25 protein-coding genes are annotated in these 20,876 nt (G+C 72.2%); 12 read left to right on the forward strand and 13 right to left on the reverse strand.

Annotated elements, in window-relative coordinates; genetic code table 11:
• Positions 1-3 precede the first annotated feature (3 nt).
• A complete protein-coding gene (locus tag ADK67_RS12685; protein WP_053716619.1) occupies positions 4-744 on the forward strand; it encodes a nucleotidyltransferase domain-containing protein in 741 nt (246 codons plus the stop codon).
• Position 745: 1 nt separating this feature from the next.
• Here the strand turns inward: ADK67_RS12685 and ADK67_RS12690 are convergent, their stop codons facing one another.
• Positions 746-1,921 (reverse strand): GNAT family N-acetyltransferase, encoded by a 1,176-nt coding sequence (locus tag ADK67_RS12690; RefSeq protein WP_053716620.1) that lies wholly within the window; start codon positions 1,919-1,921, stop codon positions 746-748.
• A gap of 85 nt (positions 1,922-2,006) precedes the next feature.
• On the opposite strand from ADK67_RS12690, the gene ADK67_RS12695 reads away from it, so the two are divergent.
• Genes ADK67_RS12695 through ADK67_RS12705 form a run of 3 tightly spaced genes read left to right on the forward strand, consistent with a single transcriptional unit; the run spans position 2,007 to position 3,065 of the window.
• Positions 2,007-2,462 (forward strand): hypothetical protein, encoded by a 456-nt coding sequence (locus ADK67_RS12695; protein ID WP_053716621.1) that lies wholly within the window; start codon positions 2,007-2,009, stop codon positions 2,460-2,462.
• A 55-nt stretch (positions 2,463-2,517) separates the two neighbouring features.
• A complete protein-coding gene (locus tag ADK67_RS12700; RefSeq protein ID WP_033434999.1) occupies positions 2,518-2,781 on the forward strand; it encodes a phosphoribosyl-ATP diphosphatase in 264 nt (87 codons plus the stop codon).
• The gene (locus tag ADK67_RS12705; protein WP_053716622.1) at positions 2,778-3,065 is read left to right on the forward strand and encodes an antibiotic biosynthesis monooxygenase family protein; all 288 of its coding nucleotides are present in this window, start codon (positions 2,778-2,780) and stop codon (positions 3,063-3,065) included. Before ADK67_RS12700 ends, ADK67_RS12705 begins: the two co-directional genes overlap by 4 nt.
• Here the strand turns inward: ADK67_RS12705 and ADK67_RS12710 are convergent.
• From ADK67_RS12710 to ADK67_RS12725, 4 genes are read right to left on the reverse strand one after another with little or no spacing between them, the layout of a single operon-like run.
• Positions 3,050-3,682 carry a phosphoribosyltransferase gene (locus ADK67_RS12710; RefSeq protein ID WP_053716623.1) on the reverse strand — a complete coding sequence of 211 codons (633 nt, stop codon included), beginning with the start codon at positions 3,680-3,682 and terminating at the stop codon, positions 3,050-3,052. The genes ADK67_RS12705 and ADK67_RS12710 overlap by 16 nt on opposite strands.
• 38 nt (positions 3,683-3,720) lie before the next feature.
• Positions 3,721-4,503, reverse strand: coding sequence for a thioesterase family protein (locus tag ADK67_RS12715; protein WP_053716734.1), 783 nt, complete (start codon positions 4,501-4,503; stop codon positions 3,721-3,723).
• Between the two features lie 29 nt (positions 4,504-4,532).
• Positions 4,533-5,399, reverse strand: a complete 867-nt coding sequence (locus ADK67_RS12720) for a RecB family exonuclease (RefSeq protein WP_053716624.1) — start codon at positions 5,397-5,399, stop codon at positions 4,533-4,535.
• Between the two features lie 55 nt (positions 5,400-5,454).
• The gene (locus ADK67_RS12725) at positions 5,455-6,630 is read right to left on the reverse strand and encodes an FAD-dependent monooxygenase (RefSeq protein WP_053716625.1); all 1,176 of its coding nucleotides are present in this window, start codon (positions 6,628-6,630) and stop codon (positions 5,455-5,457) included.
• Between the two features lie 86 nt (positions 6,631-6,716).
• Between ADK67_RS12725 and ADK67_RS12730 the strand changes: the two genes are divergently transcribed.
• Entirely contained in the window at positions 6,717-7,430 is a 714-nt protein-coding gene (locus ADK67_RS12730; protein WP_053716626.1) for a TetR/AcrR family transcriptional regulator, read from the forward strand.
• A 73-nt stretch (positions 7,431-7,503) separates the two neighbouring features.
• The gene (locus tag ADK67_RS12735) at positions 7,504-8,634 is read left to right on the forward strand and encodes a site-2 protease family protein (RefSeq protein WP_053716627.1); all 1,131 of its coding nucleotides are present in this window, start codon (positions 7,504-7,506) and stop codon (positions 8,632-8,634) included.
• Here ADK67_RS12735 and ADK67_RS12740 read toward each other — a convergent pair.
• Positions 8,609-9,283, reverse strand: coding sequence for a response regulator (locus ADK67_RS12740; protein WP_053716628.1), 675 nt, complete (start codon positions 9,281-9,283; stop codon positions 8,609-8,611). The two genes, ADK67_RS12735 and ADK67_RS12740, sit on opposite strands and share 26 nt — an antisense overlap.
• Positions 9,280-10,401, reverse strand: coding sequence for a sensor histidine kinase (locus ADK67_RS54610; RefSeq protein WP_082403428.1), 1,122 nt, complete (start codon positions 10,399-10,401; stop codon positions 9,280-9,282). Before ADK67_RS54610 ends, ADK67_RS12740 begins: the two co-directional genes overlap by 4 nt.
• 100 nt (positions 10,402-10,501) lie before the next feature.
• Between ADK67_RS54610 and ADK67_RS12750 the strand changes: the two genes are divergently transcribed.
• Together ADK67_RS12750 and ADK67_RS12755 are read left to right on the forward strand one after the other, a co-directional pair.
• Entirely contained in the window at positions 10,502-11,089 is a 588-nt protein-coding gene (locus tag ADK67_RS12750; RefSeq protein ID WP_053716630.1) for a hypothetical protein, read from the forward strand.
• Positions 11,090-11,188: 99 nt separating this feature from the next.
• Entirely contained in the window at positions 11,189-12,016 is an 828-nt protein-coding gene (locus ADK67_RS12755) for a tRNA (adenine-N1)-methyltransferase (protein ID WP_053716631.1), read from the forward strand.
• Positions 12,017-12,082: 66 nt separating this feature from the next.
• Here ADK67_RS12755 and ADK67_RS50755 read toward each other — a convergent pair whose 3' ends face one another.
• A complete protein-coding gene (locus ADK67_RS50755; protein ID WP_157620228.1) occupies positions 12,083-12,877 on the reverse strand; it encodes an Rv0361 family membrane protein in 795 nt (264 codons plus the stop codon).
• Positions 12,878-13,116: 239 nt separating this feature from the next.
• Between ADK67_RS50755 and arc the strand changes: the two genes are divergently transcribed.
• Positions 13,117-14,916 (forward strand): proteasome ATPase, encoded by a 1,800-nt coding sequence (gene arc / locus ADK67_RS12765; RefSeq protein ID WP_053716633.1) that lies wholly within the window; start codon positions 13,117-13,119, stop codon positions 14,914-14,916.
• 17 nt (positions 14,917-14,933) lie between these two features.
• Here the strand turns inward: arc and ADK67_RS50760 are convergent, their stop codons facing one another.
• Both ADK67_RS50760 and ADK67_RS12770 read right to left on the reverse strand, forming a co-directional pair.
• On the reverse strand, positions 14,934-15,107 hold the full coding sequence (locus tag ADK67_RS50760; protein ID WP_157620230.1) for a hypothetical protein: 174 nt from the start codon (positions 15,105-15,107) through the stop codon (positions 14,934-14,936).
• Positions 15,108-15,233: 126 nt separating this feature from the next.
• A complete protein-coding gene (locus tag ADK67_RS12770; RefSeq protein ID WP_053716634.1) occupies positions 15,234-16,457 on the reverse strand; it encodes an MFS transporter in 1,224 nt (407 codons plus the stop codon).
• Positions 16,458-16,533: 76 nt separating this feature from the next.
• Here ADK67_RS12770 and ADK67_RS52475 point away from each other — a divergent pair, with 76 nt between their 5' ends.
• On the forward strand, positions 16,534-16,806 hold the full coding sequence (locus ADK67_RS52475; RefSeq protein ID WP_053716635.1) for a hypothetical protein: 273 nt from the start codon (positions 16,534-16,536) through the stop codon (positions 16,804-16,806).
• Between the two features lie 59 nt (positions 16,807-16,865).
• Here the strand turns inward: ADK67_RS52475 and ADK67_RS12780 are convergent, their stop codons facing one another.
• Together ADK67_RS12780 and ADK67_RS12785 are read right to left on the reverse strand one after the other, a co-directional pair.
• Positions 16,866-17,510, reverse strand: coding sequence for a response regulator (locus tag ADK67_RS12780; RefSeq protein ID WP_053716636.1), 645 nt, complete (start codon positions 17,508-17,510; stop codon positions 16,866-16,868).
• Positions 17,507-18,613, reverse strand: coding sequence for a sensor histidine kinase (locus tag ADK67_RS12785; RefSeq protein WP_053716735.1), 1,107 nt, complete (start codon positions 18,611-18,613; stop codon positions 17,507-17,509). Before ADK67_RS12785 ends, ADK67_RS12780 begins: the two co-directional genes overlap by 4 nt.
• A gap of 111 nt (positions 18,614-18,724) precedes the next feature.
• On the opposite strand from ADK67_RS12785, the gene ADK67_RS12790 reads away from it, so the two are divergent.
• The gene (locus ADK67_RS12790; protein WP_053716637.1) at positions 18,725-19,633 is read left to right on the forward strand and encodes an ABC transporter ATP-binding protein; all 909 of its coding nucleotides are present in this window, start codon (positions 18,725-18,727) and stop codon (positions 19,631-19,633) included.
• The gene (locus ADK67_RS12795) at positions 19,630-20,397 is read left to right on the forward strand and encodes an ABC transporter permease (RefSeq protein ID WP_053716638.1); all 768 of its coding nucleotides are present in this window, start codon (positions 19,630-19,632) and stop codon (positions 20,395-20,397) included. The genes ADK67_RS12790 and ADK67_RS12795 overlap by 4 nt, the downstream gene beginning before the upstream one ends.
• On the opposite strand, the gene ADK67_RS55330 is transcribed toward ADK67_RS12795, so the two are convergent.
• Positions 20,394-20,684 carry a hypothetical protein gene (locus tag ADK67_RS55330; protein WP_157620232.1) on the reverse strand — a complete coding sequence of 97 codons (291 nt, stop codon included), beginning with the start codon at positions 20,682-20,684 and terminating at the stop codon, positions 20,394-20,396. The genes ADK67_RS12795 and ADK67_RS55330 overlap by 4 nt on opposite strands.
• Positions 20,685-20,876 lie beyond the last annotated feature (192 nt).

A 20,876-nucleotide genomic window follows, 5' to 3' on the forward strand; every position in this document is an offset into this window, starting at 1 on the left:
CCCATGACCGACGAAACGTTCCTCGACCACGTCGCCGACCGGTTGGCGGACCTGCCCGGAGTGCACGCGGTCGCCCTCGGCGGGTCGCGCGCCCAAGGCACCCACACCCCGGACAGCGACTGGGACCTGGCCGTCTACTACCGGCACCACTTCGACCCCGCCGACCTGCGCGCGATCGGCTGGGAGGGCGAGGTCGGCGGGTGGGGTGGCGGCGTCTTCAACGGCGGCGCCTGGCTCACCGTCGACGGCCGCCGGGTCGACGTCCACTACCGCGACCTCGACGTCGTCGAGCACGAACTCGCCGAGGCCGAGCAGGGCCGCTTCCGCTGGGAGCCGCTGATGTTCCACCTCGCCGGCATCCCCAGCTACCTGGTCGTCGGCGAACTCGCGCGGAACACGGTGCTGCGCGGCACGTTGCCCCGACCCGCCTACCCGGAGGCGTTGCGCGCGGCGGCGCCGTCCGCGTGGCGTGGCAGGGCGGCGGCGACCCTGGACTACGCCCTCACCGCGCACGCGCCGAGCGGACGGCCGGCCGAGGTCGCGGCCACGCTGGTCACCGCCGCGCTCCAGACCGCCCACGCGGTGCTCGCCGCACGAGGTCAGTGGACGACGAACGAGAAGCGGCTGCTGGCGGACGCGGGGCTGCGCGGTGTGGACGCCATCGTGACGGGACTGCGGCCCGAACCCGACGCGTTGGCGCGGGCGATCGCCGAGGCGCGGGACCTGTTCCGGGCCGCCACCTGACCTACGCCAGGTAGAACGTCATCAGGTCACCGCGCACCGGCGGGAACAGGGCGTGCATCAGCTCGGCGTTCGGGCCCGGGTACACGTCCGGGAACCGCGCGGTCAGGCCCTGGAGCCCGTGCGGGCCGAACAGCAGCGACGCCAGCAGGTCCGGCGCCACGCCCGCGCCACCCGCCGCGCCCGGCGCCTGCATCCGACCACCCGCCACCACCGGCCCCACCTCGCCCGCCTTGAACGGCAGCCGCACGTGCGACCGGTAGAACGAGACGACCGCCTCGCCCTCCTGATCGGCGAACCCGGCCTCCGCCAACCGCCGCCCGAACACCGGCCGCAACTGCTCCAGCAGCGCGACCGGGTCGCCGATCCGCACGTAGTACGAGTTCGCCTCCTCCGCCGCGGGCCCGAGGAACGGCTCCAGCGCCTCACCCGCCACCGACCCCGGCCGCTCGGTCACCTCGTCGGCCCCGGTCAACGCGAGCAGGGCGTGCGCCGCCGCCTCGTCCACGGCCGCCACCTCGCACAGCCGCCCGCCGTCCTCCGGCGGGGTGGCGCGACCCGTGGCCACCGGCACGCCGTCGCGCTCCACCAGCCACTCCGTGCTGCCGTCCCGCGCCACCAGCCACCGCCACAGCCCGGGGGAGTGCGGCATCCGCAGGTCGGCCCGCGCCTGCTCGGCGTCCTGGAGCCGGACCATCGCCGGGATGTCCTCGACACCGGCCTCGCGCAGCGTGTGCCCGCCGACGTCGGGACGCTCCGTCACCGGTCGGGTGGCCGAGATCGGGATCGCGTACGTGTAGCCGAACTGGCGGTAGAAGTACGGGATGCCGAGCATCACGTTCACGAGTTGGCCGCGCGCGGCGGACCGTTCGTGCGCCCACCCCATCAACGCGCGCACCAGCCCGCGGCCCTCGTAGGCGCGGTCGGTCGCGACCAGCTCGACCTGGCCCGCCGGGATCTCCACCCCGCCGAGCACCAGCGTCTCGTCCAGCAGGGTCGCGGTGGACACCACCTTGTCGCCGTCCACGACGACCGCGCACGCGTCCCAGCCCGCGTCCGGGTCCTCGACGACCAGGCGGTGGTCGACGGCGTCCACCGGCTCGCCGCGGTCGACCAGCAGCGCCCCGATCTGGTCGAGGTCGTCCGGGCGAGCGGTCCGCAGCACCAACCCATCGGTCATCCGTGCAGTGTGTGCGGTGTGTCCGAAATCGCGCCAACGGATTTTTCGGTGGCGGTTCCCCGACCGCCGACGCAGAATCCGCGCCATGCCCTGGCTCCCCGCTGACTTCGCCCACCCGACCCACGTCCCGCTCGACGCCGACCACCACCTGCGGCCCATCCGCGAGTCCGATGTGGACATCGACTACCCCGCCGTGATGGGTTCGCAGGCGCGGCTGTGGTCGCTCTACGGCGAGAAGTGGGGCTGGCCGCCCGCCGACATGACCCACGAGCACGACCGCGTCGACCTCGCCCGGCACGAACGGGAGCAGGACGCGCACGAGTCGTTCAACTACGCCCTCTTCAACGCCGACGAGACCGAGCTGTACGGCTGCGTCTACATCGACCCCGTCGAGGACCCCGCGCGTGACGACGACGCGCAGATCTCCTGGTGGGTCGTGGACGAGCGCGTGGGCACCGACCTGGAGCGCGCGCTGGACGCGTTCGTGCCGGAGTGGATCGCCGGGACGTGGCCCTTCACCAGCCCGCACTACGGGATCTAGCGTTCGCGGGTCCTGGGTGCCTGCGGCCGTTCGGGGGATGGGAGGATCAGACCCCGTGAAGACCTTCGACGAGCTGTTCGCCGAGCTGAGCGAACGCGCACGCACCCGCCCTGAGGGCTCCGCCACCGCCGCGGCTCTGGAGGCCGGGGTGCATGCGCAGGGCAAGAAGGTGCTGGAGGAGGCGGGCGAGGTCTGGATCGCCGCGGAGCACGAGTCCGACGAGCGCCTGGCCGAAGAGGTCTCCCAGCTGCTGTACCGCGTGCAGGTGCTCATGCTCGGCCGCGGTCTCACCCTCGAAGACGTCTACAAGCACCTGTGATCCTGGAAGTCGCGACGCTCGACGTCCGCCCCGGCCTGGAGGCGGACTTCGAGCGGGCGTTCGACCAGGCGCGCGAGGTCATCGCGCGGTCGCCCGGGTTCGTCTCGCTGGACCTGCGGCGGTCGGTCGAGCAGCCGTCCCGGTACCTGCTGCTCGTGGGGTGGGAACGGCTGGAGGACCACACGGTCGGCTTCCGGCAGGGTCCGCTGTACCCGCGGTGGAAGGCGCTGCTGCACCACTTCTACGACCCGTTCCCGACCGTCGAGCACTACCGCGCGGTCTGACGGCGCAGCAGCTCGACCACCTGGTCGTCGGTGGTCTGGTCGAAGTGCCCGTAGAACCGGCCGACGGCCCGGAAATCCGTCCGCGGGTGCGGGCAGACCACCAGGTCGGCGTCCGCGCGCAGGGCGCGCACCGAGTCCGCCGCGCCCACCGGCACCGCGAGCACCAGGCGGCGCGGGTCCTGCCCGCGGGCTTCGCGCAGCGCGGCACGGGCCGTGACGCCGGTGGCCAGGCCGTCGTCCACGACCAGCACGTCACGGCCTTCGAGCCGCACCGGGCCGTCGCGGTACAGCTCCAGCCGCCGTCGGGCCTCCCGCCGTTCGGCCTCGCACGTCTCGGTCAGGTCCTCGCGCGTGAGGCCGAGCACGCGCAGCGCCTCGTCGTCGAAGATCGGCTCGCCGTTCGCGGTGACCGCGCCGATGCCGTACTCGGGGTGGCCGGGCGCGCCGATCTTGCGGGCCACGGCCACGTCCAGCTCACCGCCCAGCGCCGAGGCGACCTCGAACGCCACCGGCACCCCGCCGCGGGCCAGGCCGAGCACCAGGGGATCGGTCCACGACTCGTCGGCCAGCGCCCGGGCGAGCACCCGGCCGGCGTCGAAGCGGTCCGCGAACCTCATGGACCCATGGTGCGCGCATCGCGCGCCGACTGCGACCGTCAGGCCTGGCGCTCCCGCACGAACAGCGACTGCGCGGTGCGCCCCACGGGCCCGTGCTCGTCGTGCAGCACGCTGCTCGCCACGCCCACACCCGACGGTCCGATCACGGTGCGCGCGTCCAGGGCGAACCACTCGCCGACCGGCTCGCGGTGCAGGTGCACGGTCAGGTCGGTGTTGATCGCGTACCAGGTGCGGATGTCCAGCCGGCTGGACACGCCGCTCGCCGAGTCGGCCACCGTGAACAGCCGTTGCGCCGTGCTCGGCTCCTCGCCGGCGACGACGCGCACGTGCGCCCGCGCCCACACCACCGCGTCACCGGGCGCGAAGATGCCGCCGCGGACCGAACGCCACTCCATCGCGGCCAGGTAGCCGCCCCGCCAGTGCTCCGGGACTGCCATCGGCTCGCACGCCGACGGCGGGACCAGGGGCTCGCCCGCGTCGGTGGCCACCGACGCCGTGTCGCCCGCCACGATCCGCCACGCGTTCGCCCGCAGCACCGGGCGGCCCTCGTGCGCCAACTCCGCCGACAGCAGCTCCACCGAACGCCCCGGCCGCACCACGGACGCGGTCACGGTCAGCTCCGCCACCGGCACCGGGCCGAGCACCTCGAACACCACCCGGGACAGCACCGCCTCCGGCCGCGGCGCGCACCGCTCCAACTCCCGCACCAGCAGCGCCGACGGCGGCCCCAGGTGCTGGCTGTCGTCGCCCCACGGACCGGTGGTGTGCCCGGTGGCGGCGAACCGGTCGGGGTCCAACTGCTCGTAGAACGCGTCCATCAACACCCCCGTCGGCGAGAACCCACTCGGTGTCAGTCGGCCCGGTCCAGCGCGGTCTCCACGCCGGCGTCCGGCTCCGGCCAGCCCGGGTACGGCGGCGGCGTGCCGTCGAACGCCGGGCACAGCGCCTTGTGGTCGCAGTAGTCGCACAGCCTGCCCGGGTTCGGCCGGAAGTCGCCGGACTTCGCCGCGCGCAGGATGGCGTCCCAGATCGCCTCCAGCGTCCGCTCGAACCGGGTCAGCTCCGCCTCGTCCGGCTGGTAGGCCAACGCCTGCCGGTCGGCCAGGTACATCAGCCGCAGCTGGCGCGGCACCACGCCGCGCAGCCGCCACAGCACCAACGCGTAGAACTTCATCTGGAACAACGCCTTGGCCTCGCCGACCTCGCGCGGCGCGGCCCCCGTCTTGTAGTCGACCACCCGGATCTCGCCGGTCGGCGCCACGTCCACGCGGTCGATGTACCCGCGCAGCAGCACACCCGAGGGCAGCTCCCACTCCACCAGCAGCTCACGGGCGTCGGCGTCGAACCGGCGCGGGTCCTCCAACCCGAAGTAGCCGTCCAGCAGCTCCTCCGCCGACGCCAGCCACCGCTCCTGCTCGGGATCGCCCTCGGCGAACAGCTCGGCGAACTCGGGCCGCTCGGCCCGCACCCGCTCCCACGCCGGACCCACCAGCGCCCGCGCCTTCTCCGGCAGCCGTTCGTCGGCGGGCAGGCCGAACAGGTCCTCCAGCACCGCGTGCACCACCGTGCCGCGCACCTGCGCCCTGGTCGGCTTCTCGGGCAGCCGGTCGACGGCGCGGAAGCGGTAGAGCAGCGGGCACTGCTTGAAGTCGCCCGCTCGCGAGGGCGACAGCGCTGGCCTGCGAACAGGGCGCTCGGTGATCGTCGGCACTGCCATGGCCCAGAACCATAGGCCAACCCCCCGACAAGATCAGGTCCGAACCGCGCGGGCGCTACGCGGCGGCGTGCGCGTAGTCCGGCAGGTCGATCTTGTTCGTGATGTCCTTGCCGACCTTCAGCATCAGGTCGAGCAGGAACTTGTTGCCCAGGAGGCCGTTGCGCATGCGCAGGGCGAACCCGCTCGCCGGCGCCAGGAACTTCCCCGTCCGGTCACCACCCTTCTGGCACCGTCGGGCGTAGTCGCGCATCCGGTCCTCGTAACGCCGGAACGCCGTCGCGTGGTCGCCCTCGGCCGTGGCCAGCTCGCCCGCGAGCACGTAAGCGCCGACCACGGCGGTGCCCGCGCCCATCCCGCCGATGGTGGCGCCGCAGGCCGCGTCCCCGACCAGCGCGACCCGGCCCCGTGACCACGGTCGGACGTCCGCCCGGCTGATCGAGTCGAAGTACAGCTCCGTCGTGTGCTCCAACGACGCCAGCAACCGGGGCGTCCGCCACCCCATCCCGCGGAACGCGTCGACCAGCAGCCCGCGCTGCTGGGCCACGTCGTGCCGGTCGTACTCCAGGCGCGGCGACTTGAACGCCACGAACGCGCCCGGCCGGTCCGGGCCGCCGCCGGTGGACACCAGCCGTCCCGGCACGTTGTAGCTCACCGACCCGGCCGGGACGTCGACGTCGGCGGGCAGGTCCCAGCTCGCCACGTAGTAGCCGAGGTGGCTGACGAACCGCTCCTCCGGCCCGAAGGCCAGCGCGCGGACCCGCGAGTGGATCCCGTCGGCCCCGATGACCAGGTCGAACGTGCGCCGCGCCCCGGACGCGAACGTCACGTCGACACCGTCGGGCGTCTCGGTCAACCCGGTGATCGAGTCGCCGAAGACGTAGTCCACCTGCCCTCTGCCGTGCTCGTGGAGCACCCGCGAGAGGTCCGAGCGCAGCACCTCCACGTCGCCGCCCGCGAAGTCCGCCGGCAGGTGCAGCACGGTGCGGTCGTGCTCGTCGACGAACGTCATCGGGCTGCCGCCGGTCTGGACCTCGCGCAGCCGGTCCAGCACGCCCATCCGCTCCAGCACGGCGAGGTGCGTCTCGCCGCGGAAGTCCACCGCCGCCCCGCCGCCGCGCAGCGCGGGCGCGATCTCCACCACGGTCGTGTCGAAGCCGTAGCGCGCCAGCCAGTAGGCCAGCGCCGGCCCGGCGACGCTCGCGCCGGAGACCAGGACCTGCTTGTCCGCCATACCCGCCCCAAACTGTGTCCATCGGAAGCAATTCTATTTGTGTATGTTAGACACAGTTTCTTGGCGGTGGCAACACGGAGGTGGCGATGGACCTGACGGGCAGCCTCGACCTGCTGTGGGGCGACCGTCCCGGCCCGCGTCGCGGCCCCAAGCCGGCGCTCACCCACGACCTCATCGCCCGCACCGGCATCGCGATCGCGGACGCCGAAGGGCTCGCCGCCGTCTCGATGCAACGGGTCGCCGCGGACCTCGGCTTCACCAAGATGTCCCTGTACCGCTACGTGCCCGGCAAGTCCGAGCTGGTCGCGCTCATGGCCGACCTGGCGATGGGCACGCCGCCCGCCGACCCGGGCGGCGACGACCGGTGCGCACGACTCCGCGCGTGGGCGTTGGCGCTGCTGCCGGGCTTCGTGCGGCACCCGTGGGTGCTGGAGGCCACCACGGGCCCGCGCGTGGTCGGTCCGAACGAGCTGGCCTGGATGGAAGCCGCGCTGGCCGTGCTCGACGGCACCGGCCTGGGCGGCGCCGCGCGGATGGACGTGCTGGCCGTGCTCGCCGGGCACGTCCGCAACATCGCCCAGCAGGCGGCGACGACACCGGGTGGCGACACCGGCACGCAGTTCGGCGCGATCCTGGCCGAGGTGGTGCGCGAGCGGGGCGACCGGTTCCCCGCCGTGAAGGCCGCGTTGGCGGAGGCGGCCGAGGGCGGTGAGGACGAGGCCCTCGGCTTCGGGCTCGACCTCATCCTCGACGGCCTGCGCGCCCGGATCGGCGACCCGGGCCGGGCCGACCCCGCCTGACCTGACCTGATCCGGCCCGACACGGCCCTGATCCAACACAGTCCTGATACACCCGGCCGCCTAGGCTCTGCACGTGGCGACGACGGGGAGTTGGCGACGGCAGGTCGGCCGGGACGGCGGGCTGCCGCTGTTCCGCGCGGCCGGGATCCCGGTGCTGCTCGCGCCCTCGTGGTGGCTGGGCTCGGCGGCCATCGTGGTGCTCTACGCGCCGCTGGTCGGCCGCATCGCACCCGGCACGGGCGGCCTCACCGGCGTGCTCCTCGCCGCCACCTTCGCGATCTTCCTCGGCCTCTCGGTGCTGGCGCACGAACTCGGCCACAGCCTGGTCGCCCTGCGCCTCGGCCTGCCGGTGCGCCGGCTGCGCCTGTTCCTGCTCGGCGGCGTGTCCGAGGTGATGCGCACCCCGACCCGCCCCGGCCACGAGGGCGCGATCGCCGCCGCGGGCCCGATCGTCTCCATCATCCTGGCCGGCGCTTTCGCCCTGGCCGCGTCCGCCATCCCGTACCCCGACGCCGTCTGGCTGCTGATCGCCCAGACCGCGTTCGCCAACGCCGCCGTGGCGGTGTTCAACCTGCTCCCGGGCCTGCCGCTGGACGGCGGCCGGATCCTGCGCGCCGGCGTGTGGGCCGTCACGGGCCGCCGCGCGACGGGCACGAAGGCCGCCGTGATCGGCGGCGGCGTGGTGGCCGCGCTGCTCGTCGTCTGGGCGGTCTGGGGCGTGGTCGACGGCGCCGAGGACCGCTGGCTCCGCTTCGGCGTGTGCCTGCTGACCGCGTGGTTCGTGCTGGCCGGCGCGCGCGGCGAGTTCACCGCCGAACGCCGCAGCACCTGGCCGGACGGCCTCACGCTGGGCGAACTCGTCCGCCCCGTGCTCCAGCTGCCCGCCGAGAGCCCGGTGTCGGGCGCGCTCACCGCCTCCGCCGGCCGCGGCGTGGTCCTGGTCCGCGCGGACGGCGTCGCCGCCGGCCTGCTCGACCGCGAGATGGCGCGCCGCCTGGCCAGCACCTCGCCGCACGCGCCCGCCGAGCAGGCCGCCGTGCCGATCCGGCCGGAGACCGTGCTGCTGGAGAACGAGACCGGCGCCGAGGTCGTCGAACGCGTGCACGGCACCGCCGCCTGGGAGTACCTGGTCGTCGACCTCGAAGGACGGCCCGCGGGCGTGCTGCGCCGCGAAGACCTCAAGGCCGCGCTGGACCGCCGCTGACCTGGTCGTCGCCCTGGTCGTCGAGCAGACCGGCCTCCTGCGCGAGGATCGCCGCCTGCACCCGCGACCGCAGGTCCAGCTTCGTCAGCACCCGCGACACGTGCGTCTTCACCGTCGTCTCACCGATGTGCAGCCGTCGCCCGATCTGGTGATTCGACAGCCCTTCGCCGAGGCAGTGCAGCACCTCCACCTCACGCTCGGTCAACGCGTCCAACGCGGCCGGGCGTGCCTTCGGCGCGGTCGAGGCGAACTCCCGCATCACCCGCCGCGTCACGCTGGGCGCCAGCACGCCGTCACCGGCCGCCACCTGCCGCACCGCGTCCACCAGCGCGGACGACTCGACCGACTTCAGCAGGAACCCCGCCGCGCCCGCCCGGAGCGCCCCGCGCACGTACTCGTCCAGGTCGAACGTGGTCAGCACCAGCACCTCGCACACCCCGCTGAGCTGCCTGGTCGCCTCGATGCCGTCCACACCGGGCATCCGGATGTCCATCAGCACCACGTCCGGCGCCAGCCGCTCGGCCAGCCGCACGGCCTCCGCGCCGTCCGCCGCCTCGCCGACCACCTCGACGCCGTCCGCGTCGCCGAGGATCATCACCAGCCCGGCCCGGATCGCCGCGTGGTCGTCGGCCACCACCACCCGGATCACAGCGGGAACTCCGCCCGCACGACCCAGTCGCCGTCGTCGTCACGGCCCGCGGAGAACACCCCGCCGACCAGGTGGGCGCGTTCGGCCATGCTCACCAACCCCGTTCCCGTCCCCGTGCCGCGCGCGCCGTCGACCACGTCGTTCCGCACGACCACCACCAACCGCCTGACCTGCCGTTCGAGCACCACCGAGGTGCGCGCGCCCGGCGCGTGCTTCACCGCGTTGGTCAACGCCTCCTGCACGATCCGGTACGCCGCGACGTCCACGCCCACCGGCAGCTCGCCCACGTCACGCCCCGGCGGCTCGACCCGGAGCCCGGCCGCGGCGGCCGACTCGAGCAGCCTGCCCACGTCCGCCAGCCGCACCGCCACCGGCTCGTCCACCGGTTCGTCGGCCCGCAGCACGTCGATCATCGTCCGCATCTCGGCCAACGCCCGCACGCTGTTCTCGCGCACCGACTTGAGCACCGTGCGCGCGGTCTCCGGGTCGCCCGAGCGCAGCGACAGCACCGCCTCCGACTGGATCGCGATCGCGGACATGTGCCCGGCCACCACATCGTGCAGGTCACGGGCCATCCGGTTGCGCTCGGCGTTCACCGCGGCCCGTCGGTCCAGCTCGGCGATGTGGGCGACCTGCTCGGCGCTCTCCCGGTGCCGCCGCACGTTCGTCGCCCACCACACGGGCACCACGAGCAGCGAGAACACCTGCAACCCCGCGTAGAACGACTGCCGCCAGTCGCCCATCGCCGCGACCGCCGCCGTGATGCCGACCGTCGTCACCGCCACCACGCCCATGAGCACCCGGTGCAGCCCGCGCGGACCGTGCAGCGTGGCGACGAACAGCACGTCGATGCAGACCACCATCACCGGCGAGCTCAAGCCGAAGTGGATGTCCGCCGCCGTGGCCGCGCCGACCACGCACACCGCCGCCACCGGCGCCCGGTGGCGGAACACCTGACCCGCGCACGCCACCGCGAGGATCGCCACCCGCACGCCGATCGGCGTGGTGTCGTCCTGGTTGCCGGTCACCTCGTCCAGGCCGAGCCGGTGCGCCAGCAGCCCCAACGCGAAGAAAGCCACCGCGACCAGCACGTCGCGGCGTTTCGGGCGGAGCTCCACCCCGTCATCACAGCACAGGGCCGCGCGTGGGGCGTCCTACGAACTGATGACGCGAGGTCGGCCGGCCCGACGACGCGCACGGGCCCGCGCCCGCAGCAGGATGGCCGACGTGGTTGAACCGTTGGTCGTCCTCATCGTGGCGTGCGAGATCGGTTTCTGGGTGGTGCTGGGCGCGGGGCTGCTGGCCCGGTACGCGCTGCGGATGCGCAGGCTGGGCGCGGTGCTGCTGGCCTGCACACCCCTGGTCGACGTGGTGCTGCTCGTCGCGACCGTCTTCGACCTGCGGGCCGGGGGAGAGGCCACTTCCGTGCACGGCCTCGCCGCGATCTACCTGGGCGTGAGCGTGGCGTTCGGGCACACCATGCTGCGGTGGGCCGACCAGCGGGTCGCCCACCGGTTCGCCGGTGGCCCGCCGCCCGTGAAGCCGCCGCGGCACGGCACGGCGAAGGTCCGCCACGAGTGGCGCGAGTGGGGCAAGTTCGCGATCGCGTGGGCCATCGCGTGCTCGGTGATGCTGCTGCTCATGTTCGTCGTGGGCACGCCGGAGCGCACACAGGCGCTGTGGGGGCAGATGGGCAGCATGACGCTCGTCGGCGTGATCTGGCTGGTGGGCTGGCCCGTCTACCACACGGTCACCGAGTTGGGGAAAGGCCGGCTCCGGGAGGAGGCCGCCGACAAGGGCGAGTGACCGCGTGGCCGACGGCCGGCGGGCCGCTACGGGCCGTGTGCGGCCTCCGTGCGACCATCGTGCGCTGTTGACACGCGTTTAAGCAGGAGGTTCGCCGCGGTGAGCACCGCCAGTGGTCCGTTCCAGCCGGGTGACCGGGTGCAGTTGACCGACCCGAAGGGACGGCACTACACGATCGTGCTCGAACCGGGCAAGGAGTACCACACGCACCGCGGCGCGTTGTCGCACGACAAGCTGATCGGGCAGCCCGAGGGCTCCGTGGTCGTCTCGGTCGGCGGCACGTCGTTCCTGGCACTGCGGCCCCTGCTGTCGGACTACGTGCTGTCCATGCCGCGCGGCGCCCAGGTGATCTACCCCAAGGACGCCGCCCAGATCGTCATGTACGGCGACGTGTTCCCCGGCGCGCGGGTGCTGGAGGCCGGTGCCGGTTCGGGCGCGCTGACCTGCTCGTTGCTGCGCGCGGTCGGCGAGAAGGGCAGCGTGACGTCGTACGAGGTCCGCCAGGACCACGCCGACCACGCCATCCGCAACGTCGAGCAGTTCTTCGGCGAGCGGCCGGGCAACTGGTCGCTGACCGTGGCCGACGTGAACGAGCACGAGGGCGAGGTCGACCGGGTCGTCCTGGACATGCTCGCGCCGTGGGACGTGCTGCCCGCCGTGTCCCGCAACCTCATCCCGGGCGGCGTGCTCGTGGTGTACGTGGCGACCACGACGCAGCTGTCGAAGGTGACCGAGGCGATCCGCGAGCAGCAGCACTGGACCGAGCCGCACGCGTGGGAGACCCTCGTGCGGCCGTGGCACGTGGTGGGCCTGGCCGTGCGGCCGGAGCACCGGATGATCGGGCACACCGCGTTCCTGCTGACCACCCGCAGGCTCGCCGACGGCGTCACGCCGCCCCGGCCGCAGCGCAGGCCGTCCAAGGGCTGAGCCTTTCTGACCAGCCAAAACGGCCCTCGCACCAGGTGGTGCGCGGGCCGTTTCAGCACGGGGGGCTCAGTCGCAGGCGACCCAGCCGTCGTCCGTCTTCTTGAACGGGATCTTCGTCCCGCTCTTGTCCTTCATCAGGGCCTTCATGTCATCCGGCACGTTCGCGTACTTGATCGAGACAGAGGCCTCGGCCGTGGTGTCGGTCTTCTCCACCACGTTGTCGACGGCGAGGGTGATCGTGACGTTCTTCGCCGCGTCGATCGACTTCTGGGCCTCCTTCCGCGCTTCCGCGGGGAGCTTCTCGAGCTGCTTCTCGATCTCGGCGCTCATCGTCTCGGGGTCGTAGAGCTTCCGCATGTCGTCGATCTCGTCGTGGTGCTCGGCGCAGGTCAACGACCGGACCTTGTCGAAGTCCTTCGCGTTGATGGCCGCGGCGTAGCTGTCGGCGGCGTCCTTGGCCGTGCCGTTGCTGCCACCGCCCATCGTCGTGATGAGGACGACCACGACACCGATCACGACCAGGGCGCCGACGCCGCCCAGGATCCACGGCAACGGGCTCTTCTTCGGCGGCGTGCCGTAGGGGTCGCCGAAACCACCCGGTTGGCCGTAACCGGGCTGGTTGAACTGGCCGGGTTGGCCGTACGGCTGCTGGCCGGGGCCGGGCTGGCCTTGCTGGGGGTAGCCGCCGGGCGGCGTGCCGTAACCGGGCTGCTGCCCACCCTGTGGGAACCCCTGGGCAGGCGGCGGGTACCCGCCGGGCTGCTGGCCGTATCCCGGCTGCTGGCCGAATTGACCTGGTTGCTGGCCAAATTGACCCGGCTGCTGACCGTACGGACCCGGCTGCTGCGGCGGGACGGACATCACGTTCTCCTAGAACTTTCCGCTGGTGGCAGTGGACACTGCCCGGACCACTCACGTGGGACTAGTGCTGGACGCACGGTAGCGGGTGGGAGGTACCGGCTGACACCGGTTTGGAGCAGTTGATCCGGCCGAGCGGGCGGTTTGTGTCATCACACGACGCCCGGGAACCCGCTGGGTGGCGGCTTTTGTCGGTGATCGCCGGTACCGTTGTCGTACGAACACGGGAGGAGGGTGCCGACATGCAGCACGGTCATCCCGGCAGCCAGCCCGATGAGGGTGGCGAGCTGAACAAGGGCAATAACTCTGGTGAGCTGACAGCGCAGATCAGGTTCCTGGAGGACGAGATCGCGTTGCTGCGCCGCAAGTTGACGGAATCCCCACGACACGTCCGCCTGCTGGAGCAGCGGTTGGCGGAGGCGACGGAGCGCGTCAGCCAACTGACCGAGCGCAACACGAAGCTCATCGACACCCTTCGAGAAGCGCGGAGCCAGCTGCTCGCGCTGCGTGAGGAAGTGGACCGCCTCGCGCAGCCGCCCAGCGGTTACGGCGTGTTCCTGGCCAGCTTCGACGACGGCACGGTGGACGTGTTCACCTCGGGCCGTCGCATGCGGGTCTCGGTATCGCCCGCGGTCGAGACGCCGTCGCTGGTCCTCGGCCAGTCGGTGCGCCTGAACGAGGCGTTGACCGTGGTCGAGGGCGGCGACTTCGAGCGCACCGGCGAGGTCTGCACGCTGCGTGAGGTGCTGTACTCCGAGCTCGCGGACAGCTCGATCGGCCGCGCCTTGGTCGTCGGACACGCCGACGAGGAGCGGGTCGTCTGGCTCGCTCAGCCGCTGATGGACTCGCCGCTGAAGCCGGGCGACTCCCTGCTGGTCGACTCGAAGGCGGGCTTCGCCTACGAGCGCGTGCCGAAGGCCGAGGTCGAGGACCTGGTGCTGGAGGAGGTGCCCGACGTCCGGTACGAGGACATCGGTGGCCTCTACCGGCAGATCGAGCAGATCCGCGACGCCGTGGAGATGCCGTTCCTGCACGCCGACCTGTTCCGCGAGTACAAGCTGCGCCCGCCCAAGGGCGTGCTGTTGTACGGCCCTCCCGGCTGTGGCAAGACGCTCATCGCGAAAGCGGTGGCGAACTCCCTGGCCAAGCAGGTCCACGCCGCCAGGGGCGAGGACCACCGCGAAGCCAAGAGCTACTTCCTCAACATCAAGGGCCCCGAGCTGCTCAACAAGTTCGTCGGCGAGACCGAGCGGCACATCCGGCTGATCTTTCAGCGCGCCCGGGAGAAGGCCTCCGAGGGCACGCCCGTGATCGTGTTCTTCGACGAGATGGACTCGATCTTCCGCACCCGCGGCAGCGGCGTGTCGTCCGACGTCGAGACCACGATCGTGCCCCAGCTCCTCAGCGAGATCGACGGCGTCGAGGGCCTGGAGAACGTGATCGTGATCGGCGCCTCCAACCGCGAGGACATGATCGACCCGGCGATCCTGCGGCCGGGCCGGCTCGACGTCAAGATCAAGATCGAGCGTCCGGACGCCGAAGGCGCCAAGGACATCTTCAACAAGTACCTCACCCCCGACCTGCCGATCCACGCCGACGACCTCGCCGAGTTCGGCGGCGACCCGGTGGCCTGCATCGACGGCATGGTGCAGCACACGGTCGAGCGGATGTACGAGGAGTCCGAGGAGAACCGCTTCCTCGAGGTCACCTACGCCAACGGTGACAAGGAGGTCCTGTACTTCCGGGACTTCAACTCGGGCGCGATGATCCAGAACATCGTCGACCGCGCGAAGAAGGCGGCCATCAAGAGCCTGCTGGACACCAAGCAGCCGGGCTTGTCGGTGCGCCACCTGCTGGACGCGATCGTGGACGAGTTCGCCGAGAACGAGGACCTGCCCAACACGACCAACCCGGACGACTGGGCCAGGATCTCGGGCAAGAAGGGCGAGCGGATCGTGTACATCCGCACGCTGGTGACCGGCAAGAACCAGGAGTCGGGTCGGGCCATCGACACGGCCACGAACACCGGTCAGTACCTGTAAGACCGCACTGCCCTCCATCAACCCGCCTGGAGAACCCGCCCGGCCACCGCGCCGGGCGGGTTCTCCGCGTTCAGGGGGTCGAGCACGGCCAGCCGCCCCTGACGGCCGTCACCCGTACGGACGGTTCGTGGCCGGGAGGGACCGGCCTTCGTCGAGAACACCGGGCCGCGGACGTCCGTCGTCCTTGCCATGCCGTTGGACATCGCGATTCAGCCCCGCGGTCGCTTCGTTGCTGATCCGGCGGGTTCTCGCCGCGAGGCGGCGGGCGCTGGAGGGCGGTGGTGGCGCCGTTCACGGGCAGGCGTGCCGTTCGGGGGTCAGTGGGCGGGCTCGGGTTCGGCCGGGAGTTGCCGGACAGAGCGCACAGCGAGCGCCAGCGGTGCGCTCAGCGTGACGATCGCCGCGCCGGCGAGGAGCACGGCGTCCGTGCCCATGAGCTCGGCCGCCGGTCCGGCCAGGGCCATGCCCAGCGGCGCGGCGGCCAGGCCGACGACGGTGGAGAAGCCGGTGGCCCTGGCGACGAGGTCGGCGGGCACGTGGACCTGCCGCGCGGTCTGGGTCAGCACGGCGTAGAGGCCGGCCTGCACTCCGGCGGGGACGGCCGCCGCGGCGAGGATCGGGACGGGCGCGCCCGCGGCGAGCAGGACCGGCAGCGGGGCCAGGGCGACCGGGATGGTGACGGCCACCAGCAGCGGGCGCCGCGGTTGCTGGCGTAAGGCCAGGGTGCTGCCGAGCAGCGCGCCGACGGCGTAGCCGTTGGCGATGAAAGCCCAGGCCAGAGCGCCACCCAGCTCCCGATCGGCGATGACCGGGGCAAGGACCAGGAACGGGGAGATGCAGGCGCCGTTGATGACGGCGACCTGGATCGTGATGGCCTGCAGCCAGGGACGGGCGCGGAAGTCGCGCCACCCGTGCCGAGCGGCGTCGAGCAGCGCGGGCCGTGGCGTCACCGGCCTGTCCGGGACTTTCAGCGCGACGAGCGCGGCGGCGCTGATCGCGAACGTGGCCGCGTCCACGGCGAAGGACCCGCCCGCTCCGACCGTCTCCACCAGCACCGCGGAGACCACCGGGGCGACGAGCGTCGCGGCGTTCTGGGCGGCGTTGACCAGGGCGTTGGCCTGACGGCGGTGCTCCTGGGGCACCACGTCGACGACCAGGCCTGCCGCGGCGGGGGCGAAGAAGGCGTTCGCCGCACCTGCCACCGCCTGTAGTGCAGCCAGGTGCCACAGCGTCCCGACGCCGGTGATCAGCAGCGCGGCCGTCAGGCCCTGGGAGGCGCAGCGGACGACGTCGGCGGCGAGCATGACGGCCCGACGCGACACCAGGTCGCCCACCACCCCGCCGACGAGCGTGAACACCACCACCGGCAACCGGCCGACGAGCAGCACCAGTCCGACCTCGGTCAGCGACGCGCCGAGCCGCAACGAGCCGAACACCAGCGCCATGCCGATCAGGCCGTCACCGAAGTGGGAGGACGTCCGGGCGACGAAGTACCAGCGGAACGTCGGGTCGCGCAGCAGCGCGGGCACCAGCCGGGGCATAGGACCGTACGTTGCCGGCACCCACCGACAATCCGCGGAGCCGAGAACGCCGGGCCCGCTACCGCGACCAGGGGCTGTGGAGCTGGTGGACAGCCGGTTGCTGCGGAGCAGGCGGCTCGGGCGCGAAACGGATCGTCCTGGCCCGTGGCACGATCCGGCGGCCGGTCGGGTGAACCTCGCCTTCGACGGCATCGCCACCGCACCCAGCTCGCGTTCGGCCTCCAGCGCCGGCCCGCGCCCGCCCCGAGTCCCGGTCGACTCGCCGGTCTCCGCCGCGATCGTCTTCGCCAGTGCGGTGACCAGGCACTTCGTCGGTCGGCTGTGCGGCGGGCCGCCTGCTCACGCCTGATCAGGGTCGCCGCCGCCCAATCGCGGTCACTGGTGCGGTGGTTGAGGGGTGCCCGTTTGTCAGGACCGGGCGGTGACCAGACCGGACTCGTAGGCGGCGATCACGAGTTGTGCCCGGTCGCGGGCCTGGAGCTTGTGCAGCAGGCGGCCGATGTGGGTCTTCACCGTGCCGGCCGACAGGTACAGCTCGTCCATGATCTCGGCGTTGGAGAACCCGCGGGCGATGAGCAACAGCACCTCCTGTTCACGTTCGGTGATTCCGTCGAGGCGGATCGTGCGCGGTGTGGGTGTGCGGGAGAACTCGGCGACCAGGCGACGTGTCACCGAGGGTGACAGCAGCGAGTCGCCGGCGGCCACCACTCGGATCGCGGCCAGCAGGTCGGCCGGGGGAGTGTCCTTGAGCAGGAACCCGCTCGCGCCGGCCCGCAACGCCGAGTACACGTACTCGTCCAGGTCGAACGTGGTCAGGATCAGCACCCTGGCCGCGCTGAACGAGCTGATCTCGCGGGTGGCCGCGATCCCGTCCACGCCCGGCATCCGGACGTCCATCAACACCACGTCCGGCGACGTCGACCGCACCACCGACACCGCCTCGGCGCCGTCACCGGCCTCGCCGACCACCCGCAGGTCGGCCGCCGAGTCCACGAGCACCCGGAAGCTGCCGCGCAACAGCGCCTGGTCGTCCACGACCACCACGTCGATCACGACAGCGGCACCTCGGCGCGCACCGCGAACCCGCCACCCGCGAGCGGTCCGGCCGAGAACGTCCCGCCGTAGACCGCCACCCGTTCCCTCATCCCGATCAACCCGTGCCCTCCGCCGCCACCGGCCAACACCCGTTCACCCGGCCCGTCGTCGACCACGCGGACCTCCACCGAAGCCTCCCCGACGACGATCGACACCTCGCAGGCGGCCGGCGCCGCGTGCTTCACCACGTTGGTGACGGACTCCTGCACGATCCGGTACACGGTGAGCCCCAGCCCGTCGGGCAGCGAACCGGACACCGACAGGGACACGTCCACCCCGGCCAGCGACGCCCGGGTCACCAATTCGGGTAAATCACCCATGCCCGGCATGGGTGCCAGTTCGGTCTCGGAGTCCTCCGACCGCAGCACGCCCAGCAGCCGCCGCATCTCGACCAGGGTGCCGCGCGAGGCTCTCTCGATGACCTGGAGCGCCTCCCGCGCCTCCTCTGGCTGGGACGGCGCCACGTGGGCGGCGACGCCGGCCTTGACCGTGATCAGGCTCAGGCTGTGCGCGACCACGTCGTGCAGTTCGCGGGCGATGCGCATCCGTTCCTCGGACACCGCCCTGGTCGACGCCTCGGCGGCCTGACGGGCCTCGTAGGACCGGCGGATCCGCGTGGTGCGGCCCAACGCCCACGCGGCGCACACCACCAGCGTGAGGAACACCGCGAGCCCGGCGGACTCCGGCCACGCCTCGCCGATGGACACCGCCACCCACGCCGAGCCGAGCGTGGCGACCAGCGCGCCCACGGCCTCGCGCGACGAGCAGGCCGAAGCCACCATGTAGATGGCGAACGCGCTGGCGCTGTAGGGCTCCAGCGTGATGTGGGTGATGGTGGCGACGTTCTGCGCCATGAGCACGATGCCGAGCGTGAGCAGGGGCCGCTTGCGGCGCAGCGCCAACGGCGCACCGACCAGGAGCGCCACCGGATATCCCAGCCACGGCGGCACGTCGCTCATCCGGGCGAAGTCCAGGTACACCATGACCAGCACCATGGCGGTGGCCGCGTCCAGCGCGTACAGGTAGGCGGTCGGCAGCATCCGCAGGAGGCGTGAGGTCACGTCCGGCACGGTAATCGGCGTGGCCGCCGCCGGCGTCGGACCACGGTCCGACCTTGAATCGCAGACCTCGGTCCGATGCCCCCGACACCCCACCCCGGCAAGCTCCTCCCCATGATCGAAGTAAGGCAACTGACCAAGCGCTACCGCGCCACCCGGGCCGTGGACGGCCTCTCGTTCGAGGTGAAACCGGGCTACGTAGCGGGGTTCCTCGGGCCCAACGGCGCGGGCAAGTCCACCACCATGCGGGCGATCCTCGGCCTGGACCGGCCGACCAGCGGCGAGGCGCTCGTCGACGGTCGCCGCTACGCCGGGATCCGCCGGCCCATGCACCACGTCGGCGCGCTGCTCGACGCGGGCGCGGCGCACGGCGGCCGGTCCGCGTACGACCACCTCCGCGTGCTGGCCCGCAGCAACGGCATCAAGGACACGCGGGTGGTCGCGACTTTGGAGCAGGTCGGCCTGGCAGGGGTGGCCAAGAGACGCGTGGGCTCGCTGTCGCTCGGGATGAAGCAACGCCTCGGGGTGGCGGCGGCCCTGCTCGGCGATCCCGGCGTGCTGCTGTTCGACGAGCCGGTGAACGGCCTCGACCCGGAGGGCATCCGCTGGATCCGGCACCTGATGCGCGACCTGGCCCGCGAGGGCCGCACCGTGCTCGTGTCCAGCCACCTGATGAGCGAGATGGCCCTGACCGCCGACCGGGTGATCGTGATCGGCCGGGGCAGGCTGATCCTGGAGGCGTCCATGCAGGAGCTCCAGGAGAAGTTCAAGAGGGACGTGCTGGTGCGCACGCCCACGCCGGCCGCCCTCGTGACCGCCCTGACCGCCGCGGGCGCGAGAACCCAGGCCGAGGACGGAGCACTGCTCGTGCAAGGCATGGACGCCGCCGCCATCGCCGACCTGGCCGCGCGCAGCGGCATCCCGATCCACGAACTGACCCCGCGCAGCGCGTCCCTGGAGGACGCCTACCTCGAGCTGACCGAGGACAGCGTGGAGTACCGCACCAAGGAGACCGCCCGATGACCGACGTGCTGAACTCGGAGTGGCTGAAGCTCCGCTCGGTCCGCTCGACCACTTACATCCTGGTGGCCATCGCCGCGTGCCTGCTGGGCGGCGCGCTGGTGTCGTTCCTGATGACGGCCGACTGGGACACCTCGCCGCCGGACGTGCAGCAGCAGTTCGGCTCCGCCGACCCGAGCATGATGGTGGTCCCGTTCACCCAGTTCTGCCTGGGGGTGCTGGGCGCCCTGGCGATCACCTCGGAGTACGGCAGCGGCATGATCCGCACCGCCCTCGTCTCCGTGCCGCAACGCAAGGCCTACCTGCTGGCCAAGACCGTCGTGGTGGCCGGCGCGTCGCTGCTGATCGGCCTGGCGACCGTCCTCCTCGCCTACCAGACCGGGGAACTGATCACCGGAGACCGCCCGGAACCGATCTCGGCCTACGACTCCTTCACCGACGCCCTGCCGACCCTCCTGGCGAACACGGCCTCGCTGGTCCTGCTCGCCCTGCTCGGCCTGGGCCTCGGCTTCCTCCTCCGCTCCACGGCGGGCGCCTTGGTCTCCCTCTGCGCCCTGCTGTTCGTCCTGCCGACTCTGGCGTTGGTCCTGCCGTCCCCCTGGAACGAACGCGTGTACTCCGTGATGCTGCCAGTCCTGGCCCCCCAACTAGCCGCCGAATCACCGGGCGCACCACTCTCCCCGGCCGCCGCCGGCCTGGCCATGCTCGCGTACCTGGCGCTAGCGCTGGGTGCCGGCTCAATCGCCCTCCTACGCCGCGACGCCTAGCGCGTGTTTCCGATGTGGCGTAGCCAGCTTTTAATGGCCGCGACGTGACCGGTGGCCTGGTAGCGGACGGCCGCGTGGCGCCGCCTGTGGATCTGCTTGTCGATCGTCGGTGCCCGCCCGCCCTCGGATCCTTTGGCCTTGCGGTGTCCGGCCTGGTCGCGGGGCTGGTCGATGGTTGCCTTGATCTCTCGGCGACGTAGGCAGACGCGATTGGCCTTGGAGCTGTAGGCCTTATCGCCCAGAACCCGGTCGGGGCAGCCGCCATCAGTTCGCTGGTCCACCCGCACCTAACCCGTTGTCGCCCGGTTCGGCGGACGCCCCGGTCTGACACCGACGGGTAACAGTGGACCTCGCCACGCTCCGGCCACCGACACGCCGCCGCTCACCTCACCTGTGGGCGGTGGGAGGAGCCGGTGCCGACCGTGGACCTGCCGTCCACCGTGCGGACAGCGGAGGTCGGTCCGGTCCAGTGGGAGCCC

The organism is Saccharothrix sp. NRRL B-16348 (genome assembly GCF_001280085.1).
Taxonomy (GTDB): Bacteria; Actinomycetota; Actinomycetes; order Mycobacteriales; family Pseudonocardiaceae; genus Actinosynnema.

What these genes read in the sequence shown, in the direction of transcription:
- ADK67_RS12685 (WP_053716619.1), top strand. Translation starts at nt 4, where the DNA reads ATGACCGACGAAACGTTCCTCGACCACGTCGCCGACCGGTTGGCGGAC.
- ADK67_RS12690 (WP_053716620.1), bottom strand. Translation starts at nt 1,921, where the DNA reads ATGACCGATGGGTTGGTGCTGCGGACCGCTCGCCCGGACGACCTCGAC.
- ADK67_RS12695 (WP_053716621.1), top strand. Translation starts at nt 2,007, where the DNA reads ATGCCCTGGCTCCCCGCTGACTTCGCCCACCCGACCCACGTCCCGCTC.
- ADK67_RS12710 (WP_053716623.1), bottom strand. Translation starts at nt 3,682, where the DNA reads ATGAGGTTCGCGGACCGCTTCGACGCCGGCCGGGTGCTCGCCCGGGCG.
- ADK67_RS12720 (WP_053716624.1), bottom strand. Translation starts at nt 5,399, where the DNA reads ATGGCAGTGCCGACGATCACCGAGCGCCCTGTTCGCAGGCCAGCGCTG.
- ADK67_RS12725 (WP_053716625.1), bottom strand. Translation starts at nt 6,630, where the DNA reads ATGGCGGACAAGCAGGTCCTGGTCTCCGGCGCGAGCGTCGCCGGGCCG.
- ADK67_RS12730 (WP_053716626.1), top strand. Translation starts at nt 6,717, where the DNA reads ATGGACCTGACGGGCAGCCTCGACCTGCTGTGGGGCGACCGTCCCGGC.
- ADK67_RS12750 (WP_053716630.1), top strand. Translation starts at nt 10,502, where the DNA reads ATGGCCGACGTGGTTGAACCGTTGGTCGTCCTCATCGTGGCGTGCGAG.
- ADK67_RS50755 (WP_157620228.1), bottom strand. Translation starts at nt 12,877, where the DNA reads ATGTCCGTCCCGCCGCAGCAGCCGGGTCCGTACGGTCAGCAGCCGGGT.
- arc (WP_053716633.1), top strand. Translation starts at nt 13,117, where the DNA reads ATGCAGCACGGTCATCCCGGCAGCCAGCCCGATGAGGGTGGCGAGCTG.
- ADK67_RS50760 (WP_157620230.1), bottom strand. Translation starts at nt 15,107, where the DNA reads ATGGCAAGGACGACGGACGTCCGCGGCCCGGTGTTCTCGACGAAGGCC.
- ADK67_RS12770 (WP_053716634.1), bottom strand. Translation starts at nt 16,457, where the DNA reads ATGCCCCGGCTGGTGCCCGCGCTGCTGCGCGACCCGACGTTCCGCTGG.
- ADK67_RS12790 (WP_053716637.1), top strand. Translation starts at nt 18,725, where the DNA reads ATGATCGAAGTAAGGCAACTGACCAAGCGCTACCGCGCCACCCGGGCC.
- ADK67_RS12795 (WP_053716638.1), top strand. Translation starts at nt 19,630, where the DNA reads ATGACCGACGTGCTGAACTCGGAGTGGCTGAAGCTCCGCTCGGTCCGC.